Annotated in this window: 16 protein-coding genes, 1 tRNA gene and 1 pseudogene; 3 read left to right on the top strand and 15 right to left on the bottom strand. The window is 71.1% G+C overall.

What is annotated here, in order from left to right; translation table 11 throughout:
* Positions 1–211: 211 nt before the first annotated feature.
* Complete coding sequence (locus tag ACFP2V_RS38090) at positions 212–1,267, top strand: LacI family DNA-binding transcriptional regulator (protein WP_381221149.1); 1,056 nt, start codon at positions 212–214, stop codon at positions 1,265–1,267.
* 106 nt (positions 1,268–1,373) lie between these two features.
* Here ACFP2V_RS38090 and ACFP2V_RS38095 read toward each other — a convergent pair.
* From ACFP2V_RS38095 to ACFP2V_RS38105, 3 genes are all read right to left on the bottom strand, one after another.
* Positions 1,374–1,446 (bottom strand) — tRNA-His (locus ACFP2V_RS38095).
* Between the two features lie 118 nt (positions 1,447–1,564).
* Positions 1,565–2,167: an oligoribonuclease gene (gene orn, locus ACFP2V_RS38100; RefSeq protein ID WP_381221151.1), complete on the bottom strand. Its 603-nt coding sequence runs from the start codon at positions 2,165–2,167 to the stop codon at positions 1,565–1,567.
* 232 nt (positions 2,168–2,399) lie between these two features.
* Complete coding sequence (locus ACFP2V_RS38105; RefSeq protein WP_381221154.1) at positions 2,400–3,701, bottom strand: helix-turn-helix domain-containing protein; 1,302 nt, start codon at positions 3,699–3,701, stop codon at positions 2,400–2,402.
* 862 nt (positions 3,702–4,563) lie between these two features.
* On the opposite strand from ACFP2V_RS38105, the gene ACFP2V_RS38110 reads away from it, so the two are divergent.
* On the top strand, positions 4,564–5,106 hold the full coding sequence (locus tag ACFP2V_RS38110; RefSeq protein WP_381221157.1) for a universal stress protein: 543 nt from the start codon (positions 4,564–4,566) through the stop codon (positions 5,104–5,106).
* Positions 5,107–5,227: 121 nt separating this feature from the next.
* Here ACFP2V_RS38110 and glmS read toward each other — a convergent pair whose 3' ends face one another.
* From glmS to ACFP2V_RS38155, 9 genes and pseudogenes are all read right to left on the bottom strand, one after another.
* Positions 5,228–7,045 carry a glutamine--fructose-6-phosphate transaminase (isomerizing) gene (glmS, locus tag ACFP2V_RS38115; RefSeq protein ID WP_381221160.1) on the bottom strand — a complete coding sequence of 606 codons (1,818 nt, stop codon included), beginning with the start codon at positions 7,043–7,045 and terminating at the stop codon, positions 5,228–5,230.
* 13 nt (positions 7,046–7,058) lie between these two features.
* Entirely contained in the window at positions 7,059–7,316 is a 258-nt protein-coding gene (locus tag ACFP2V_RS38120; protein ID WP_042171016.1) for a hypothetical protein, read from the bottom strand.
* 109 nt (positions 7,317–7,425) lie between these two features.
* Positions 7,426–8,316, bottom strand: a complete 891-nt coding sequence (locus ACFP2V_RS38125) for a DUF4429 domain-containing protein (protein ID WP_381221163.1) — start codon at positions 8,314–8,316, stop codon at positions 7,426–7,428.
* 87 nt (positions 8,317–8,403) lie between these two features.
* The gene (locus ACFP2V_RS38130) at positions 8,404–10,176 is read right to left on the bottom strand and encodes an IucA/IucC family protein (RefSeq protein ID WP_381221361.1); all 1,773 of its coding nucleotides are present in this window, start codon (positions 10,174–10,176) and stop codon (positions 8,404–8,406) included.
* Positions 10,177–10,187: 11 nt separating this feature from the next.
* Complete coding sequence (locus ACFP2V_RS38135) at positions 10,188–10,760, bottom strand: GNAT family N-acetyltransferase (RefSeq protein ID WP_381221166.1); 573 nt, start codon at positions 10,758–10,760, stop codon at positions 10,188–10,190.
* The gene (locus ACFP2V_RS38140; protein ID WP_381221169.1) at positions 10,757–12,052 is read right to left on the bottom strand and encodes a lysine N(6)-hydroxylase/L-ornithine N(5)-oxygenase family protein; all 1,296 of its coding nucleotides are present in this window, start codon (positions 12,050–12,052) and stop codon (positions 10,757–10,759) included. The genes ACFP2V_RS38135 and ACFP2V_RS38140 overlap by 4 nt, the downstream gene beginning before the upstream one ends.
* Positions 12,033–13,478: a lysine decarboxylase DesA gene (desA, locus tag ACFP2V_RS38145; RefSeq protein WP_381221172.1), complete on the bottom strand. Its 1,446-nt coding sequence runs from the start codon at positions 13,476–13,478 to the stop codon at positions 12,033–12,035. The genes ACFP2V_RS38140 and desA overlap by 20 nt, the downstream gene beginning before the upstream one ends.
* Before the next feature lie 171 nt (positions 13,479–13,649).
* Positions 13,650–14,431 (bottom strand): annotated as a pseudogene (locus ACFP2V_RS38150) (siderophore-interacting protein); the annotation flags it as partial.
* Positions 14,432–14,443: 12 nt separating this feature from the next.
* Positions 14,444–15,490 carry an ABC transporter substrate-binding protein gene (locus ACFP2V_RS38155; protein ID WP_381221175.1) on the bottom strand — a complete coding sequence of 349 codons (1,047 nt, stop codon included), beginning with the start codon at positions 15,488–15,490 and terminating at the stop codon, positions 14,444–14,446.
* Positions 15,491–15,676: 186 nt separating this feature from the next.
* Between ACFP2V_RS38155 and ACFP2V_RS38160 the strand changes: the two genes are divergently transcribed.
* Entirely contained in the window at positions 15,677–16,018 is a 342-nt protein-coding gene (locus ACFP2V_RS38160) for a hypothetical protein (protein ID WP_381221179.1), read from the top strand.
* 150 nt (positions 16,019–16,168) lie between these two features.
* Here ACFP2V_RS38160 and ACFP2V_RS38165 read toward each other — a convergent pair whose 3' ends face one another.
* From ACFP2V_RS38165 to ACFP2V_RS38175, 3 genes are read right to left on the bottom strand one after another with little or no spacing between them, the layout of a single operon-like run.
* Positions 16,169–17,332: an acyl-CoA dehydrogenase family protein gene (locus tag ACFP2V_RS38165; protein WP_381221182.1), complete on the bottom strand. Its 1,164-nt coding sequence runs from the start codon at positions 17,330–17,332 to the stop codon at positions 16,169–16,171.
* A 6-nt stretch (positions 17,333–17,338) separates the two neighbouring features.
* Entirely contained in the window at positions 17,339–18,286 is a 948-nt protein-coding gene (locus ACFP2V_RS38170) for a hydroxymethylglutaryl-CoA lyase (protein ID WP_381221185.1), read from the bottom strand.
* On the bottom strand, positions 18,283–20,325 hold the full coding sequence (locus tag ACFP2V_RS38175; RefSeq protein WP_381221188.1) for an acetyl/propionyl/methylcrotonyl-CoA carboxylase subunit alpha: 2,043 nt from the start codon (positions 20,323–20,325) through the stop codon (positions 18,283–18,285). The genes ACFP2V_RS38170 and ACFP2V_RS38175 overlap by 4 nt, the downstream gene beginning before the upstream one ends.
* Between the last annotated feature and the right edge of the window lie 35 nt (positions 20,326–20,360).

Here is a 20,360-nt window from a genome sequence, read left to right on the forward strand (position 1 = left end):
AGTGATGTGTTGAAGGGTTGCGGCTCCGGGCGGGGGTGTCAAGGGAACAGACACGGAGAAATGCGTTCAGTTATCGGGCTGTTAACTGGACGCCCGAACGTCGCCGATGGATGTACCCGGCCCCGGACGGTACTCCTGCCGGAGGTCGCCGCCGCTCACAGGGCTGTTAGATTCCAGGCCAGCGGGACATGCGACGGAAGGCGGGGCGTACATGGCAAGCCACGGAGCGCGGGGCCGCGGTGGCGGCCGCCCCACCCTCGAAGAGGTGGCGGCGCGCGCCGGTGTCGGCCGGGGCACGGTCTCCCGGGTGATCAACGGTTCGCCCCGGGTGAGTGACGCCACCCGCGCCGCCGTGGAGGCCGCCGTCGCGGAGCTCGGTTACGTCCCGAACACGGCCGCCCGCGCGCTGGCCGCCAACCGCACCGACGCGATCGCGCTGGTCGTGCCCGAGCCGGAGACCCGGTTCTTCGCCGAGCCGTACTTCTCGGACATGCTGCGCGGTGTGGGGGCGGCGCTCTCCGACACCGAGATGCAGCTGCTGCTGATCTTCGCGGGCAGCGACCGGAAGCGGCAGCGCCTCGCCGACTACCTGGCCGCGCACCGGGTGGACGGTGTGCTGCTGGTCTCCGTGCACGCCGACGACCCGCTGCCCGACATGCTCGCCCAGCTGGAGATCCCGGCGGTGATCAGCGGCCCCCGGTCGGCCGCGGAGACGCTGACCTCGGTCGACTCCGACAACTACGGCGGCGCCCGGCAGGCCGTCGAGCACCTCATCGGGCGGGGCCGACGCCGCATCGCCCACATCACCGGCCGCCTCGACGTGTACGGCGCGCAGCGGCGCGTCGACGGCTACCGCGACGCCCTGCGCGACGCGGGCCACCCCGAGGACGACCTGATGATCGAGGCGGGCGACTTCTCCGAGGAGGGCGGCCGGCGCGCGATGGCGGCGCTGCTGGAGCGCCGCCCGGACCTGGACGCGGTCTTCGCCGCCTCCGACGTGACCGCCGCCGGTGCCCGGCACGCGCTGCGGGAGGCGGGCCGCCGCATTCCCGACGACGTGGCCCTGGTCGGCTACGACGACTCCGCCATCGCCCGCCACATGGACCCGCCGCTGACCAGCGTGCGCCAGCCCATAGAGGAGATGGGCCGCAGGATGATCGACCTCCTCCTCGCCGAGGTCGCCGACCGCCGCCCGCCCGCCTCCCGGGAGCTGGACCGGCGCCAGGTGGTCCTGGCCACGGAACTGGTGGAGCGCGCGTCGTCGTAGCGCCCGGCGGCTTTGGGCCGGTGCCGTACGTGCGCGGCGCCGGCGGCCGGGTGAGCGGCCGGCCCACAACGCGAAAGAGGCCCCCGAGGGGGCCTCTTTCATTCAGGGTGAGTGACGGGACTTGAACCCGCGGCATCCTGGACCACAACCAGGTGCTCTACCAGCTGAGCTACACCCACCACGGCCGCCATCGGTTCGGATTGTTTCCTTTCCGACCGGCCGAGAAAAAGTGTACAGGGTCCGAAGGGGTGCTCGCGCCAGGGTTTCGCGGCGTCCCCCGATCGCCCCACCGCGAACCTACTCCGCAGGCAGAACGTGCTTCGCGGCGATCTTCTTCGCGGTGTCCGAGTCGGGGCCCGGCTGCGGGACGAAGACGGCCTCGCGGTAGTAGCGCAGCTCCGCGATGGATTCGCGGATGTCGGCCAGCGCGCGGTGGTTGCCGTTCTTCTTGGGGCTGTTGAAGTACGCCCTCGGGTACCAGCGGCGCGACAGCTCCTTGACGCTGGACACGTCGACGATGCGGTAGTGCAGGTAGTCCTCGAGTGTCGGCATGTCCCGCAGCAGGAATCCGCGGTCCGTGCCGACGGAATTGCCGCACAGGGGGGCCTTGCCGGGCTCCTTGACGTGCTCCTTCACATACGCGAGGACGCGCTGCTCGGCGTCCTCGAGCGTCGTGCCGTCCGCCAGCTCGTCGAGCAGTCCGGACGCGGTGTGCATCTGACGCACCACCTCCGGCATCGTCTCCAGTGCCCCGTCCGGCGGGCGGATGACGATGTCGACACCGTCGCCGAGCACGTTCAGCTCGGAGTCGGTGACGAGGGCGGCTACCTCGATGAGCGCGTCGTCGGACAGCGAGAGGCCGGTCATCTCGCAGTCGATCCACACCATGCGATCGTTCATATGTCTAACCATACGGCGCGCGGGAGTGTAGGGGACCAGGTGGGGACAGGGTGGGTGGCGCGGACGGGGGGAGGGGGGGAGAAGGCGGGAGGGGCGGCTGGAGAGACGGCAGGGGCGGCGCGGGGCGGCAGTGCGGGCCGGAGGTTTCCGCCTCCGGCCCGCAGCGCCGACCGCGGCCTGCCGCGGGCCCTGCTCGGGCCCGCCCACCCCTCACGCTCGTCTCAGGTCCGCCTCATGGCGCGCTGCGCTGGCCCGGCACGCTCGCCCGGGCCTGGAGGTAGGCCTCGCGGGCCTCACGGCCTGCCTCGGCCGAGGACGCCGACGCCCCCAGCGGCGGACCGCCCAGGGCGCTCGCGGCCGCCGTGCGCCGGGACTGGTACGGCACCGGGCTGTCCGGATGCGGCGCGGCGGGCGCCTGGCCGGGGTGGCCCGGGTGCCCGTGCTGGTGCGCCGGCCCGGACGGGCCGGCTCCCGGGGTGTTCGGGAGGCCGTCGGAGCCCTGGTGCCGCTCCGCCTGGGGGCGCCGTGCGCGGTACGCGGCCCGGTAGGCGGCCGGGGACGAACCCAGCTGGCGCCGGAAGTGGCCCCGCAGCGCGACCGGTGAGCGGAAACCGCAGCGGCCCGCGACCTCGTCCACCGAGTAGTCCGACGTCTCCAGCAGGCGCTGTGCCTGCAGCACCCGCTGCGTGATCAGCCACTGCAGCGGCGCGCTGCCGGTCAGCGAGCGGAAGCGGCGGTCGAACGTACGGCGGCTCATATAGGCGCGTGCCGCCAGCGTCTCCACGTCGAACTGTTCGTGGAGGTGCTCCAGCGCCCAGGCGACGACCTCGGCGAGCGGGTCGGCGCCGATCTCCTCGGGTAAAGACCTGTCCAGATAGCGTTCCTGACCGCCCGTCCGGCGCGGTGGGACGACGAGTCGCCGGGCGAGTGCCCCCGCCGCCTCGTTGCCGTGGTCCGTGCGCACGATGTGCAGGCACAGATCGATTCCGGCCGCCGTACCGGCGGAGGTCAGCACGTCGCCGTCGTCCACGAAGAGTTCCCGCGGATCGACGTGCACCGACGGATAGCGTTTCGCCAGCGTCGGCGCGTACATCCAGTGGGTCGTCGCCGGACGGCCGTCCAGCAGGCCGGCCGCCGCGAGTACGAAGGCGCCGGTGCACAGCCCGACGATGCGGGCTCCCTCCTCATGGGCCCGGCGCAGCGCATCGAGCGCCTCCTGGGGCGGCGGCGAGGTGATCGAACGCCAGGCGGGCACGACAACGGTGCCCGCCCGCGAAATCGCCTCCAGGCCGTGCGGCGCGGTGAGTTCGAGCCCCCCCGTGGTGCGCAGCGGGCCCTCCTCGCCGGCACTCACCAGCAGGCGGTAGCGCGGTACGCCGGCGTCCTGGCGGTCGATGCCGAACACCGACAACGGTATGGAACTCTCGAAGATGGGTCCGCCGCTGAACAGCAGCACCGCGACGATCTCCTTGCGGCGTCGCCCGGTGAGTTTCCGGGCCGCGATCTCCGGCGCGGCAGTGGAGTCGTGGCTCATACTGCTAAGCCCCCCTCGGTGGTCGCGGCTCCTCGGTTGTGTCGCACCTGCACGTTTCCCCTCGGTCCTGCACGAGTCCCCCGCCGTAAGACAGTCAAGATCGAATCTACTGTGTCCCGTCGTGCCCGGGTGGCCAGTTCGGCCCCCGGCGGATTGTCGACTTGGCAACTTGGCGTGAAGCATTCGATCACGAAGGGTTGCACTCGTGGGGCGCACAGGGAAGTGCGCCTTGTCGCGGTGGCCAATCCCCGTAGGGTGCGCGGGGTCCTCCGGACCCTTTCCGTGCAGGTCGAACGGGGGTTGGGGGGTGGTCGCGCCAGCCGATGCACAGGTTACGGAAGTTGGCTGAAAACATGCGTCCGCGTGCGCGGAAACCGGTCACGCGACCGGTGTCTCTCCGCCGGGTCGCGGACCGGTCCGACGAGTTTGCCGCGAGGCCCGTTCCGAGCCGGGCGGGGAGGGGCAGGGGGTGGCGCGGCGGGTCCGCTCCGGGTACCGGTCCGCGCCGGGTACCGGTCCGGGTCCGGAGGCGGCAGGTGCTTCGCGCGGTGCGGCGCACGAGGGGTTCAACGCGCGGGCGGGGCGTCGGTCACCGCGCCTTCGGGGCCGGCGCCCCGGCACGCCCCACTCTCGCGGCTGGGCCCGCACTGCGCAAACCGCCTGTACGACGCAGCGACCATTGCGTGACGGGTGTCCCCTCGGGCATGCTCCGGGATACCCGTCGGCCAGCGTGGACGGGATCTGCGCGAAGTAGGCGTGCCGCCGTACCCTTGGGGGTATGGGGTTGGGAAGATGATTCCCGGACACAGCTCCGACGCAGCCTGTCGTCCCTCACAACAAGGATCACAACGCCGAGACAGCCATGGCCGGTCACGAATTCTTCGAACCCGCGGACCGTAAGCGACCCCTCGCCGACCCCACGACCGCCGAGCCGGCGGGGGCCGAGCCCCTGGGCGCGGCTCAGTCGCGCCGGCCGTGCGATCCGGCCTTCCGGCACGGCGTCGTCGTCGGCTTCGACGGTTCCACCTCCAGCGAGCGCGCCCTCGCGTACGCGATCGGCATGGCCCGGCGCTTCGGTTCCGCGCTGATCATCGTCCACGTCGCCAACCGGCTCCCGACCACGGTGTGGGCGGGCTGTGAGCCCCCGGTCTTCGTCGACGTCCCGGACCATCGCACCGAGGTCCTCGGTCTCGAACTGGCCTGCGCGGACTACCTCACCGAGGTGCCCTGGATCCTGGTCGAGCGCGGCGGCGACATCTGCCACGAACTCGAGGAGGTCGGCCGGGAGTACGAGGCCGACGCGATCGTCGTCGGCTCCACCCACGGCCTCGTCGGCCGGCTCTTCGGCTCCGTCGCGGGCCGGCTCGCCAAGCGGGCCCAGCGCCCGGTCGTGGTCATTCCCTGACACGCGGACCGGCCGGCAACCGGGCGGCGGGACCGGGGTCGGCGTGAACGGCGCGTGGGCGGGGCAGGGTGCCTGCCCCGCCCACGCGGGTGTCCGGAAGCCTTCAGGGGCGAGTGCCCGACTACTCGACGGTGACCGACTTGGCGAGGTTGCGGGGCTTGTCGATGTCCCGGCCCAGGGCCAACGCCGTGTGGTAGGCGAGGAGCTGGAGCGGAATGCCCATGAGGATGGGGTCCAGCTCGTTCTCGTTCTTCGGGACGACGATCGTGTGGTCGGCCTTCTCCTGCTCCCGGTGGGCGACGGCCATGATCGGGCCGCTGCGGGCCTTGATCTCCTCCAGCGCCGCGCGGTTCTTCTCCAGCAGGTCGTCGTCGGGGACGATCGCGACCGTGGGCAGCGCGGGCTCGATCAGGGCCAGCGGGCCGTGCTTGAGCTCGGACGCCGGGTAGGCCTCCGCGTGGATGTAGGAGACCTCCTTCAGCTTCAGCGACGCCTCGCGGGCCACCGGATAGCCCCGGACGCGGCCGATGAAGAGCATCGAGCGGGCCTCGGCGTACTGCAGGGCCAGCTTCCTGATCTCCTCCTCCCGTTCCAGGATCTCGGTGATCTGCCCCGGGAGCCGGCGCAGCCCCTCGATGATCCGCCTGCCGTCGCTCACGGACAGGTCGCGGGTGCGGCCCAGGTGCAGGGCGAGGAGGGCGAAGGCGACCGTGGTGTTGGTGAAGCACTTGGTGGACACCACGCACACCTCGGGTCCGGCGTGCACGTACATGCCGCCGTCCGCCTCGCGGGCGATCGCCGAACCGACGACGTTCACCACGCCCAGCACCCGCGCGCCCTTGCGCTTCAGTTCCTGCACCGCCGCCAGCACGTCGTACGTCTCACCGGACTGGGACACCGCGACGTACAGCGTGTCGGGGTCGACGACCGCGTTGCGGTAGCGGAACTCGGAGGCCGGCTCGGCGTCGGCCGGGATGCGGGCCAGCTCCTCGATCATCTGGGCGCCGATCATCCCCGCGTGGTACGAGGTGCCGCAGCCGAGGATCTTCACCCGGCGGATCTGGCGGGCCTCCCGCGCGTCCAGGTTCAGGCCGCCGAGGCGCACGGTGGAGAAGCGGTCGTCGATCCGGCCCCGCAGCACCCGGTCCACGGCCTCGGCCTGCTCGTGGATCTCCTTGTGCATGTACGTGTCGTGGCCGCCCATGTCGTAGGAGGCGGCCTCCCACTCCACGGTGGTCGGCTCGACCGTCGTACGGGTGCCCTCGGTGGTGTACGTGCGGAAGTCGTCGGCCTTGAGGGTGGCCATCTCGCCGTCGTCGAGGGTGACGATCTGCCGGGTGTGGGCGACCAGGGCGGCTATGTCCGAGGCGACGAACATCTCCTTCTCGCCGATGCCGAGCACCACGGGCGAGCCGTTGCGGGCCACCACGATGCGGTCCGGGAAGTCGGCGTGCAGCACGGCGATGCCGTAGGTGCCCTCGATGATCCGCACCGTCTCGCGGACCTTGTCCTCCAGCTTCTCGGCCTGCGAGCGGGCGATCAGGTGGGTGAGGACCTCGGTGTCCGTCTCGGAGAGGAACTCGACGCCCTCCGCCTCCAGCTTGCGGCGCAGCTCACCGGCGTTGTCGATGATGCCGTTGTGGACGACGGCGACCTTGCCCTCGGCGTCCAGGTGCGGGTGCGCGTTCACGTCGGACGGGGCGCCGTGGGTGGCCCAGCGGGTGTGGGCGATGCCCGTGGTGCCCTTGAAGCGCGCCGGGACCTTCGCCTCCAGGTCGCGCACCCGGCCCTTGGCCTTGACCGTTTTCAGACCGGCCGCCTTCGGGGACGTGACGGCGATGCCCGCCGAGTCGTAGCCCCGGTACTCCAGGCGCTGCAGGCCCTCGAGCAGCAGAGGGGCGACCTCACGCCTGCCGATGTATCCGACGATTCCGCACATATGTGGTGTTTTCCTAGCCGTAGACGATGCGCCGCAGTTGCCGGAGCGAGAGCTCGGGCGGGGCCACGGCGCGGTATCTGAGGTCCGCCTCGATCCGTTCGAAGATCGTCGCGTTCACCAGGCCCTGGGCCTGAAGTTCGCGGTGGCGGCGACGGACGAAGTCCTCGGTCGTCTCGTCGAAGTAGGCGAGCACGTCCTGGATCACACGCAGCGCCTCGCCCCGGCTGAGGGGCGAGGACCGTGTCAGATGATCAACAAGTTCGTCGTGCACTCGATGATCCTGAGGTAAGGGAGGGGCTCACGCAAGAATCCTGCCCGATTTCGGGCAGGAGGGCGAGGGTGGGAGGGGTGAAGGTGGGCAGGGGGCGTGCGCGGGTGGCTCACATGCGTCGCAGGACCGCTTGCTTGGCCAGGGCGAACTCCTCGTCCGTGAGGACCCCGGCGCGGTGCAGTTCCCCCAGCTCGCGCAGTCGGCGCAGCAGCGCGTCGTGGTCGTCCTCACGGGCGGGGGAGGGGGCCGGGACCGGGGCCCCGGGCAGCGCGGGGCGTTCGCTCCCGGGGAGGGCGGGGGCGGCCTGGTGGGGCAGGCGGGCCTGGACGGCGGCGGCGACGAGCGCCATCAGGGGGTCCTTCTTGAAGCCCCACAGCTCCACCGCGTTGGGGTCGTACTTGGCCGGCGCCTTGGTGGGCGTGTGGCGCACGACGAACCGCAGGTGGCCGTTCTCCAGCCCGGCCGCCGGCTGCCACTCCACGGCGGTGACGTCGGTCAGCGCGAGGGTGCGGGCGCCGGCGGCGGACTTGGCGTCCTCCGTCTTCCAGTTCCACTCCAAACGGATGTGCTCGCCGTCGAAGCTCACCGAGCCGTCCCCGGCGGAGACCGACAGGGGTATGGACGGGCCGGGCAGCAGATACCCGGCGATCGGATCGGAGGGCACCTGACCCAGCAGCAGGGCGTTGCGGACCTCGTCCGTGAAGTACTCGGCGACGCCGTACCGGTCGGACTCCACGACCAGTTGGTACGGGTCGTGCGGCTCGGTGAGCCGGCCGCCGGTCGCCCGCGACAGCGGGTCGGCGCCCTCACGCAGCCGAAGTCTGAGCCGCCCCGTCTTCCTGCCCTGCTCGAAGGAGATGCCCGCGACCGCCCCGAGTGGCACCGTCAGTTCGCCCAGGGTCCGGCGGAGCAGCCCGACGTTCTTGTCCCGGCCGGGCGTCAGTCGCAGGGTGTCCCCGTCGAAGACCCAGATTCCGTCCTTCTGGATGATTTCCGCCATGGGGTGATTGTTTCACCGGATCCGCCGACCTGGTGAGCGACGGGCACCTCACAGGACCGTACTGCGGGGTGCCCGTCCGTTCGTGGGTCAGAACCCGGCGAGGGGGTTCTTCAGGGTGCCGACCAGCTGGAGCGCGCCGGACGGGTCCGCGAGGTCGACCATCTGCCGGTTGTCGCGCAGCTGGAGCCGGTTGAGGCAGGACAGCGCGAACTCGGGCGCGAACAGGTCGTACTGGGCGAACCTGTCGCCGAGTCCGGGCACCGACGCCTGGTACTCACGGGTGATCTCCGCGACCGTCCGCCAGAAGTCGTCCTCGGTGAGGATGTCCTCGGTGGCGAGGTCGGCGGCCAGGAAGCGGAAGAAGCAGTCGAAGACGTCCGTGAGGATCGACAGCAGCTTCTTGTCCTCCGGCACCTCCACGCGGATGCGGGAGACCTCCGGCGGCAGCACCGCGTCCGGGTCCATCACCGCGATCTCCTCGGCGATGTCCTTGTAGACCGCGCGCCGCACCACCCCGTCCTCGAGGACGAGGATCACGTTCTCGCCGTGCGGCATGTACACCAGGTCGTAGGCGTAGAAACTGTGCAGCAGCGGCGTGTAGTAGGCGCGCAGGTAGTGCCGCAGCCACTCCACCGGGGCCAGGCCGGACCGCTCGATCAGCGCGCCCGCGAAGGACGTCCCCTCGTGGTCCACATGGAGCAGGGAGGCCATCGTGACGAGGGACTCGCCCTCCCGCAGCGACGCCACCGGGCTCTCCCGCCACAGCGCGGCCAGCATCTTGCGGTACGGCGAGTAGCGGTCGGTGGCCTTCTCGTACTCCAGGTGCCGGTAGCCGGCCGCGGCCCGCTCCCGGATGACGGTCAGCCCGGTCGACCGCAGGACCGGGTCCTTCTCGATCAGCTGGACCAGCCAGTCGTTGATCGCCGGGGTGGCCTCCATGTACGCGGCCGAAAGGCCGCGCATGAAGCCCATGTTGAGGACGGACAGAGCCGTCTTCACATAGTGCTTCTCCGGGTTCGACCGGTTGAAGAAGGTACGGATGGACTGCTGGGCCAGGTACTCGTCGTCGCCCTCGCCCAGGCACACCAGGTGGCGGCGGGCGACCTCGGCGGCGAAGGTGACGGCGAGCTTGTTCCACCACTGCCAGGGATGGACGGGGATGAACAGGTAGTCGGCCGGGTCGAGCCCCAGCTCCGTGAGCGTCCGGCGGAAACGCTCGACGGTGTCCTCGCCCAGCTCCTGCCGCAGGAACGACTCGTACTCGATGCCGACGCCGGCGGTGAACGCCGCCCGTGAGCGGTGCGCGGCCAGCCACACCAGCCGCACCGGGCTCGCCGTCTCCGGCGCGTAGGCCCGGTACTCGTGGATACCGAAGCCGAGGCGTCCGTTGTTGGCGACGAAACAGGGGTGGCCCTCGGTCATGCCGGTCTCGACGGCCTGGAAACCGGCGTCCACCAGCTCGGCCGAGGTGACCTCGGGCTTGGCCAGTTTGTAGCAGGTGCCGGAGAGGGTGGAGGAGATCTCCTCCAGGTACACCGGCAGGACCTCGTCGCTCAGCCCCAGCGACTTCCGCAGCTCGACGAAGAAGTCCAGGGCAGCCAGCGGGAGTTCGCTGCCGCCGCGGTGCCGGGTGATGGATCCGGCGGAGACCTGCCAGTGGTCCAGGGCGCGGCGGACGGCGGTGAAGCGGTACTCGGTCAGACCGTCGTCGCTGCGCACGACGTAGCCGCCCTCGTCCGTCTCCTCGGGGCGGATCAGCCGCTCGTGCGCGAACTCGGCGAGCGCCTTGCGGATCAGCAGGCGGTTGGCCGTCTCCCAGCGTTCGGGGGTCAGATGGTCCACGGCGTCGGCGAGGCTCACGACGGCGGGGTTCATACGCTCACCCCCGTGGCCGCGGCGAACTGTTCACGGGTGCAGAAGCTCAGCAACGCCTTCTTCTCCGGTTTGTCGATCTCGCGTACGGGGACGAAGCCCACGGCTTCGTTCAGGGCCTGGACCGCCGTGTTGGACACGTCCGGTTCGACGACGACCCGCACGGCCGCCGGGTCGTCGAAGATGTGCGCGAGGACGGCGGTGATCACGGCCCGGGTGAAGCCGTGCAGCGGGGTGCCGGTCGGCGCGACCAGGAAGTGCATGCCGACGTCCCCGGGCTCCGGCTCGTACAGGCCGGTCAGTTCGCGGTGGGCGGGGTCGTACGTCTCCATCAGGAAGGCGGGGACGCCGTCGTGCAGGCCCAGCAGGGCGTGGTGGTGCTCGTCGGCCGCGATCCGCAGGTACTCGCGCTCGACGTCCTCCGGTGTCGCGTCCCGCATCATCCAGAAGGCCGCCTTGGGGTGGGTGACCCAGGAGTGCAGCAGTCCGGCGTCCTTCGGCGGGTCGAGCGGGCGGACACCGAAGGTGCCCAGCGCGGTCCGCAGGCCGGTGCCGCTACCGGTGGCGCTCATACGGTGAACTCCTGGAAGGCGATGGACTTCTCGACGGGGTAGTACTCGGTGCCGAGCAGTTCCCGGATGATGCAGCTGTTGCGGTACGGGCCCATGCCCAGGTCGGGGCTGGTGACGCTGTGCGTGTGGACGCCCGCGTTCTGCAGGAAAACGCCCCGGCCGGTCACGTCGATGGCGTAGTTGCGGGCCACGTCGAACCGGCCGTGGCCGTCGAAGCGGATGCGGCCCCGGACCGGGTCGAGGAAGGCCGGCGGCTCGTAGTGGTAACCGGTGGCCAGCACCAGGCCCTCGGTGCGGATCTCGTAGTCCTTGCCCTGCTCGTCCTGGTGGAAGCCGAGCGTGTACGCGCCGTCCTCGTGACGCGCCCCGGTCAGCGTGGAGTTGCCGATCAGCCGGGTGGGGACGGGGCGGCCGCCGCCGCTGACGTTCTTCTGGTACAGCAGGTCGAAGATCGCGTCGATGAGGTCCGAGTTGATGCCCTTGAACAGGCCCTTCTGCTGCTTCTCCAGCCGGTAGCGGGTCTCCTCGGGCAGCGCCCGGAAATAGTCGATGTAGTCCGGGGACGTCATCTCCAGGGTCAGCTTGGTGTACTCCAGCGGGAAGAACCGCGGGGAGCGCGTGACCCAGTTGAGCTGGTAGCCGTGGGCGTCGATCTCGGAGAGCAGTTCGTAGTAGATCTCGGCGGCGCTCTGCCCGCTGCCGACGATCGTGACCGACTTCTTCCCCTGCAGCTCCGCCTTGCGGTGCATGTACTGCGAGGTGTGGAACAGGCCGCCGTCCAGGCCCCGGCACACCTCGGGCACGAACGGCACGGTCCCGGTCCCGAGCACCAGCCGCCGGGCGCGGTAGGTGCCGCCTGCCTCGGTCCGTACGGCGTACAGTTCCGCCGCCTCGTCGTACGTCACCTCGGTGACGGTGGTGGAGAAGCGGATGCTGCTCAGCCGCGCGGCGGCCCAGCGGCAGTAGTCGTCGTACTCGACGCGCAGCGGGTAGAAGTTCTCCCGGATGTAGAACGGGTACAGCCGACCCTTCTCCTTCAGGTAGTTGAGGAAGGAGTACGGGGACGTCGGGTCGGCGAGGGTGACCAGGTCCGACATGAACGGCGTCTGGAGGTGGGCGCCGTCGAGGAACATCCCGGCGTGCCACTCGAAGTCCGGCTTGGACTCCAGGAAGACGCCGCTGAGTTCGTCGATGGGCTCGGTGAGGCAGGCGAGGCCGAGGTTGAAGGGACCCAGCCCGATACCGACGAAGTCGTAGGTGGTGTCAGGGGCTTCAGGATGCGACGCGGTCAAGGGACTCTCCCAGGTACTGCTCGGCGTGGCCGGCGATCAGGTCGAGGACGGCGGTGATGTCGGCCGTCGTGGTCTCGGGGTTCAGCAGGGTGAACTTCAGGTAGTGGCGCCCCGCGACCTTGGTGCCCGCGACGACCGCGTCACCGGAGGCGAACAGGGCCTTGCGGGCGTAGAGGTTGGCGCGGTCGATGCTCGTGGGGTCGGTGACCGCGGCCGGGACGTACCGGAAGACGAGCGTGGACAGCGACGGCTCGACGACCACGTCGAAGCGCGGATCGGCGGCCAGCAGCCGCCAGCCGTCCCGGGCCAGGTCGCAGACCTCGTCGAAGAGCCGGCCGATGCCGTCGGCGCCCATCACGCGCAGCGTCATCCACAGCTTCAGCGCGTCGAAACGGCGGGTGGTCTGCAGGGACTTGTCGACCTGGTTGGGGATGCGCTCGGTCACCATGCGGCGCGGGTTGAGGTACTCCGCGTGGTAGGTGGCGTGCCGCAGCGTGGCCGCGTCCCGGACCAGTACGGCGGACGAACTCACGGGCTGGAAGAAGGACTTGTGGTAGTCGACGGTGACCGAGTCCGCGTGCTCGATGCCGTCGATGCGGTCCCGGTGCTTCAGCGAGGCGAGGAGTCCGCAGCCGTAGGCGGCGTCCACGTGCATCCAGACGCCGTACTGCGCGCACAGTTCGGCGATCTCGGGCAGCGGGTCGATGGAGCCGAAGTCGGTGCTGCCGGCGGTGGCGACGACGGCCATGGGAACCCGGCCGTCCTCGGCGCAGCGCGCCAGTTCGCGGGCGAGGGCCACGGTCTGCATCCGCTTGTCGTGGTCGACGGGGATCGACACCACGGCGTCCGGTCCGAGGCCGAGCAGCTTCGCGGACTTCTGCACGCTGAAGTGGCTGACCTCGGAGGTGAGGACGCGCAGTGTCGCGAGATCGCGGGTCTTCGCCTCCTCGCGGGCCAGCAGCAGCGCCTGGAGGTTGGACTGGGTACCGCCGGAGGTGAACACCCCGTCGGCGGCGGCGCCGAGACCGATCCGGGCGGCGGTCCAGTCGATCAGTTTGCGCTCGATGAGGGTGCCGCCGGCCGACTGGTCCCAGGTGTCCAGGGAGGAGTTGACGGCGGAGAGCACGGCCTCGCCGAGCACGGCCGGGATGACGACCGGGCAGTTGAGGTGGGCTAGGTAGCGGGGGTGGTGGAAGTAGACCGCGTCCCGGAGGTAGACGTCCTCCAGTTCGTCCAGCGCCGCGGTGGTGTCGTGCAGCGGCCGGTCGAGATCGATCCGCTCGATGACGGGGGCGAGGGCGTCGACCGTGACGCCGGTGAACGGACGTTGTGTGGTGGCGAGTTTGGCTGCCACCCGCTCGACTCCTTCGGTCACGGAACGGCGATAGTGCTCCGCGGTGGTGTCGTTGAGCAGGTGCGAGCGCATGTGGGGGCCTCCGGTGGGGACGGTCCGGTGCGGGGAGGGAGCGGGCACGCCGCGGTGCGGCCCGTTTTACTTAGGGGAGCCTAACCTAAGCCGCTGCGTTTTATTCCCGTCGCCATCGTGACCGTCCTCACTCCGTCGCGAGGTGTGAAGCGGGCTCAAGTGGGTTCGCTGCTACCGCTGTTCGCTCAGCCGCTCCTCCGTCAAGCCGCGGCGCCAGTGGCCCACGAAGGTGACGCGGCGGCGGTCGGGATCGCACTCGCCGACGAAGTACCGCCGCAGATGCTTCACACAGTCGGACTCGCCCGAGAGCCGCGCGGGCGGCCGCTCGGCGGGAGGGAGTCGGGCGCCGGGGCGCGGAGGCTGCCGTCGCGCAGGCCGCCCAGGGCCATGGGGGAGTCCTGGGCGGCGCCGGTGCCGTCCCCGTCCCGTACGAACCAGGTGATCTCGGCCTCGGCGTCGGTCGCCAGGTCCTGGACGTCGCCGGCGTGCGGCACCGCCGGTCAGGCCCGTGCCCGTAGGCCGGTGGGGAGGGGCGCGAGGACGGCGGCGGCCGTCGGCAGCGCGGTCTCGTCGGCCCGGAGCGGGACGAGGTCCTCGTCCCCGGGCGGCAGCACCCGGTCGCCGGCGGCGGCGCGGGCGGCCCAGTGGGAGGCGGGGCCGGCCGCCTCGCCGGCCCCCGGAGCGACGCCGTGCTGCACGAAGTCGACGCCGGCTTCGGCGGTGCGGCCCTCGGCGTCCGTACGCGGGTCCCGCAGGGCGTACGACCGCGTCACCGCGCGTACGTCGTCGGGGAGTTCACGCCGGTCCTGCCGCCACATGTCACCCGGCTCGACCGGTACGACCGGCTCGTGCTGTCCCGGGTGCGGCGGGAAAAGCGTCAGGGACTGGTCCAGCCCGTCGGACCGGAACACGTGCGGGGCGGCCCCGGCGAAGGCGACCCGGACCGGCGGGGGAGGCGGAAACGGTCAGCTGACCTTCTTGGCCTTCTCGATGGCCTCGGCGAGGGCCTCGAGCTGCGGCACGCACTTGTCGTACGACAGGATCGGCTCGGCGGAACGCCCGATGACCTGACCGGCCTTGACCGCCGGCAGCTTCTCCCAGGTCGCCTCGGTGATGTCGGCGGGCTGCATGGCCGAGGAGCGGTCGTCCATGATGATGACGTCGGCCTGATGCTTGTCGACGTTCTCCCAGCTCAGGCTCTCGAACCAGCCGCCGGTGGGCTCCTTGGCCTTCTCCGTCGGCTCGACGAAGTTCACCCCGAGGGCCTTGTAGTACTCCAGGTCGACCGAGAGGTTCGTGCCGGAGACGTAGAACAGCTCCGCGCTCGCGGAACCGGCCATCACCTTGATGTCGGGGTTGGCCTTCGCGGCCTTGCGCAGCCGCTCGGAGGCCTCCTCGAAGCGCTTCTTCGCGTCGGTGACCTTGGCGGCCTTCATGTCGCCGCCCAGCGACTCGGCCAGCTCCCACATGCGCTCCAGCGACGCGGTCAGCTGGCGGTCGTAGACGGAGACGGCGACGCTCGGTGCGAGCTTGGCGATCTTGTCCTTGGACGTCTCGGGGACGTACCAGAGGGTGCCGGCGTCGTCGAACGTGGTGGAGATGAGGAGCTCGGGGGCGAGGGTCGCGTACTTCTCGACGTTGAACTGGTCCCAGGCGTTGCCGAGGACGGTCACCTTGCTGATGTCCATGTCGCCGGCCTGGACGTCGGCTTTGCCGTCCTTGGTCTTCGTCGGGCCGAAGACGCCCTTGACCTGGACGCCGTAGTCGTGGAGCGCGGCGGCGACCCCGGTGAACGCGACGATGTTCGCGGGGACCTTGTCCAGCTTCACCGTCGTGCCGCGGTCGTCCTTGAAGGACCAGGGACCGGACTCCTCGGCGGCCGCCGACGCGTCCGAGCCGCCGCTCTTGGCGTCGCCGTCCCCGCAGGCCGCGAGCACGGCACCGAGTCCGAGGGCGCCACCGGCGGCGAGGATGCCGCGACGGGAGAAGCGGGCGGTTCTGGCGTTCGACATGGGCGGGTCTGCTTTCGTGCGTACGGAGCCGTGGGTGCAGGCTTGCGGCGCCTCGGATCCGAGGCAGAAATTAGGGTAGCCTAACCTCACAGAATGTCCAGAGGGAGCCCGGTGTTCCTCCCCGCCCGGAACAGCGGCGACGCCCGTTCCGTACAGTGATCCCCCTCACGGACAAGGGGGTTGGACGTGCAACCGCTCAGGCGATGGGGCGCTCCGCTGGCCGTCAACCTGATCCTCGGGGTCGTGGCCGTAGTGCCGCTGTGGCTGTCGATGATGTTCGTGGCGGATTACCCCCTGGCGGAGCTGGGCCTCACCTCCAGGGAGCCCACGGACAACGACGGCGTGCTCCCCTGGGTGATGCTCCTGGTTCCGGTGTGGGCGGTCTTCCTCGCCCTGTGGATCCCGCTGAACCTGCTGGTCCGCCCGGCGTCGTGCACCCGGCGACGGCACTACTGGGCGGCGAGCGCGGGACTCGTCCCGGTGCCGATGGTGCTGGTGGTGGTCCTGTCCGTCCTGTTCGACGGGTGAACCGACGGGGAATCGGCTGTTGAACCGACGGAGGAATCGGCGGGCGAGGTGAGCCGGCGGGCGGGCCGGGGGCGCCGGTCCGCCCGCTTCTCGGTCCGCCCGCCTCTCGGTCCGGCCGCCTCTCGGTCCGGCCGTCGAGCCGACGGGCCGTCAGCCCGTCGGCAGCCCCAGCTCCCGGGCGATCAGCATCCGCTGGACCTCGCTCGTGCCCTCGCCGATCTCCAGGATCTTGGAGTCGCGCCACATGCGGGCCACCGGATACTCGTTCATGAAGCCGTAGCCGCCGTGGATCTGGGTGGCGTCACGGGCGTTGTCCACCGCGACCGTGGACGAGTACAGCTTGGCCAGCGCCGCCTCCTTCTTGAACGGCTCCCCGGCGACCAGCCGGCAGGCCGCGTCCCGCCACGCCAGGCGCGAGGTGTGGGCCTTCATCTCCATGTCCGCGATCTTGAACTGGATCGCCTGGTTGGCGCCGATCGGGCGGCCGAAGGCGTGCCGTTCCTTCGCGTACTTCACCGACTCGTCCACACAGCCCTGCGCCAGACCCGTGCCCAGCGCCGCGATGGCGATCCGTCCCTCGTCGAGGATGCGCAGGAACTGGGCGTAGCCCCGGCCCTTTTCGCCCAGCAGGTTCGCCGCCGGAACCCGGACGTCCGCGAAGGACAGCTCCCGCGTGTCCGACGCGTTCCAGCCGACCTTCGAGTACGGGGCTGCCACCGTGAAGCCCGGGGTGCCCGACGGGACGATGATCGACGAGATCAGCGGCCCGCCGTCGGGCTTCCGCCCGGTGACCGCCGTCACCGTGACCAGGCCCGTGATGTCCGTGCCCGAGTTGGTGATGAAGCACTTCGTGCCGTTGATCACCCACTCGCCGGTCGCCTCGTCCAGCCGGGCCGTGGTGCGGGTCGCGCCCGCGTCACTGCCGCCGTCCGGCTCGGTCAGCCCGAACGCGCCCAGGATCTCGCCCGCGCACAGCCGGGGCAGCCACTCGCGCTTCTGCTCCTCCGTGCCGAAGAGATGGACCGGCATCGCGCCCAGCGAGACCCCGGCCTCCAGGGTGATCGCCACCGACGAATCGACCCGGGCCAGTTCCTCCAGGGCCACGCCCAGCGCGAAGTAGTCGCCGCCCATCCCGCCGTACTCCTCCGGGAACGGCAGGCCGAACAGGCCCATGCGGCCCATCTCCCGGACGATCTCGTACGGGAACTCGTGCCGCTCGTAGAAGTCGCCGATCTTCGGTGCCACGACGTCGTGCGCGAACTCCTCGACGGTACGGCGGAGTTCTTCCAGTTCGGGGGAGAGCCTGTGGTCCATGGTCGTTCACTGCTCCTGGTGGGAGAGGGCTCGGACGGTGCGGGACGGGCTGGGCCGGCCCAGATGGGCGGCCATCCAGACGCTTGTGGCGACGAGACGGCCGAGGTCGACTCCGGTGTCGATGCCGAGTCCGCGCAGCATCCACACGAGGTCTTCGGTGGCGAGGTTGCCGGTGGCGGACTTCGCGTACGGGCAGCCGCCCAGTCCGCCGGCGGAGGCGTCGACGGTGGTGACGCCCTGCTGGAGCGCGGCCAGTGTGTTGGACAGGGCCTGGCCGTAGGTGTCGTGGAAGTGCACGCCCAGGGCGTTCACGGGTACGCCCGCCTCGGTGAGAGCGGTGAGCAGGGCCGTCACATGGCCCGGGGTCGCCACCCCGATGGTGTCGCCCAGGCTCAGTTCGTCGCAGCCCATGTCGAGCAGGGCCCTGCAGACCTTCACCACCTGGGGGAGAGGGACCGCGCCCTCCCAGGGGTCGCCGAAGCACATCGACAGGTAGCCCCGGACGTGGACCTCCTGCGCCTTCGCCCGGCTCACCACCGGCTCGAACATCGCCAGTGCCTCGTCCACCGTGCGGTTGAGGTTGGCCTTGGCGAAGGACTCCGTGGCGCTGGCGAAGACGGCGACCCGGCGGGCGCCGAGCGTCAGCGCGCGGTCCAGGCCCCGTGCGTTGGGCACCAGGACCGGCAGCGACACCGGCAGATCGGCGACCGCCGGGTACAGCTCCTCCGCGTCCGCCAGCTGGGGCACCCACTTGGGGTGGACGAAGCTCGTTGCCTCGATCGTAGTCAGGCCGGTGCCGGCCAGGCGGCGGATGAACTCCGCCTTGACGACCGTCGGGACGGTCGTCTTCTCGTTCTGCAGGCCGTCGCGCGCCCCCACCTCGTGGATCCGCACGCGCGCGGGCAGCCCCTCGGCCGGTACGGCCATGGGCAGGCCCGGTTCCGAGGCGTTCATTCCGTCTCCTCCTCGGCGGGCGTCTCCGCGGGCGTCCCCGCGGGCGCGATGACCGCCAGTACCTGGTCCATCGCGACCGTCGTGCCCGGGGCCACGTCCAGCTCGGTGACCGTGCCGGCGTGCGGGGCGGAGATGACGTGCTCCATCTTCATCGCCTCCACCACCAGCAGGCTCTGGCCCGCGCTCACCTCGTCGCCGACGGCGACCTTCACCACCGTCACCGTGCCGGGCATCGGCGCGGTCAGCGAGTCGGCGCCGGAACGCGCCGCGCGGTTCAGGGACGCGGCCACCGGATCGTGGTCGCGCACGTGCCAGGCGTCGCCGTCCCGGCCGAGCCAGGTGCCGTCCGGCAGGGCGGCGAAGGTGTGGGCGACGCCGTCGAGCAGGAACGTGAACCGGTGCTCGCCCCCCGGTCGCGGGGGCACGCCCCCGGACCCCCGCAGAGGCGTGTCCGTCCCCGGCAGCAGCAGTTCCGTGCCTCCGTCCGGGGTGCTGCGCACGCGCACGGTCACCGGGTCGTGGCCCGGCGTGCGCAGGTGATGCGCCGTCCACGCCCGCTCGCCGCCCATGCGCCAGCCGTCGGCGGCGGCGAACGGATCGGCCCAGCCGGAGCCGTCGGCGGGCGCGAGGGAGGCCTGGCGCAGCAGCGCCGCCGCCGCGTACGTCTCCGGGGGCACCTCGTCCGGTACGAGACCGTCCACCTCGCGTTCGACCAGTCCCGTGTCCAACTCGCCCGACATCACCGCCGGGTGCGCGAGCAGCCGCCGCAGGAACCCGGCGTTGGTCGGCACACCCAGCGTGACCGTCTCCGCGAGCGCCGCCCGGAGCTTGCGGAGCGCGGTCGCGCGGTCGGGGCCGTACGCGATCACCTTGGACAGCATCGGGTCGTAGAGGCTGCCGACCTCCGTGCCCTCGGTGAGGCCGGAGTCGGTGCGGACTCCCTCGCCCCGGGGTTCGCGCAGCTTCAGTACCGTGCCGCCGGAGGGGAGGAAGCCGCGGGAGGGGTCTTCGGCGCAGATGCGGGCCTCCACCGCGTGGCCGGTGAGCCGGACGTCCTCCTGCGCGAAGCCGAGCCGCTCGCCGGCCGCGACCCGCAGCTGCCACTCCACCAGGTCGAGACCCGTGATCAGTTCGGTGACCGGGTGCTCCACCTGGAGGCGGGTGTTCATCTCCATGAAGTAGTACGAGGCGGGGTCGTTGCCCGGCACGATGAACTCCACCGTGCCCGCGCCCCGGTAACCGCACGAGCGGGCCGCCTGCACGGCCGCCTCGCCCATCGCCGCGCGCGTGGCCTCGTCCAGCAGGACGCTGGGCGCCTCCTCGATGATCTTCTGGTGGCGGCGCTGGAGGGAGCACTCGCGCTCGCCGAGGTGGACGACGCCCCCGTGGCCGTCGGCCAGCACCTGGATCTCGATGTGCCGGGGGCGGTCGATCCACCGCTCGACGAGCAGCGTGTCGTCGCCGAAGGAGGCGCGGGCCTCGCGGCGGGCGGCGGCGATCTCCTCGGCCAGCCGGTCCGCTTCCCGCACCAGGCGCATGCCCTTGCCGCCGCCGCCCGCGGACGGCTTCAGCAGCACCGGCATGCCGATCCCGCGGGCCGCGTCGGCGAGCTGTTCGTCGGTGAGCCCGCTGCCGCTGGAGCCGGGCACGACCGGGACCCCGGCCGCCTCCACCGTCTCCTTCGCACGGATCTTGTCGCCCATCAGGGAGATCGCGTCGGCGCCCGGCCCGATGAAGACCAGCCCCGCCTCCTCGCAGGCGCGGGCGAACCCGGCGTTCTCGGCGAGGAACCCGTATCCGGGGTGGACCGCCTGCGCGCCGGTGCGGGCGGCGGCCTCCAGCAGCCGCTCCACCGACAGATAGCTCTCGGACGCGGGCGCCGGCCCGATCCGCACCGCGGTGTCGGCCTCGCGGACGTGCCGGGCGTCGGCGTCCGCGTCGGAGAAGACGGCCACCGAGCGCACGCCCATCGACCGCAGGGTGCGGATGACGCGGACGGCGATCTCACCCCGGTTGGCCACCAGCACTGTCTCGAACATCTGACCTGGCATCGTCTGACCTGACATCGTCTGAG

Origin of the sequence: Streptomyces incanus (assembly GCF_042656345.1) — a bacterium.
GTDB lineage: Bacteria > Actinomycetota > Actinomycetes > Streptomycetales > Streptomycetaceae > Streptomyces > Streptomyces incanus.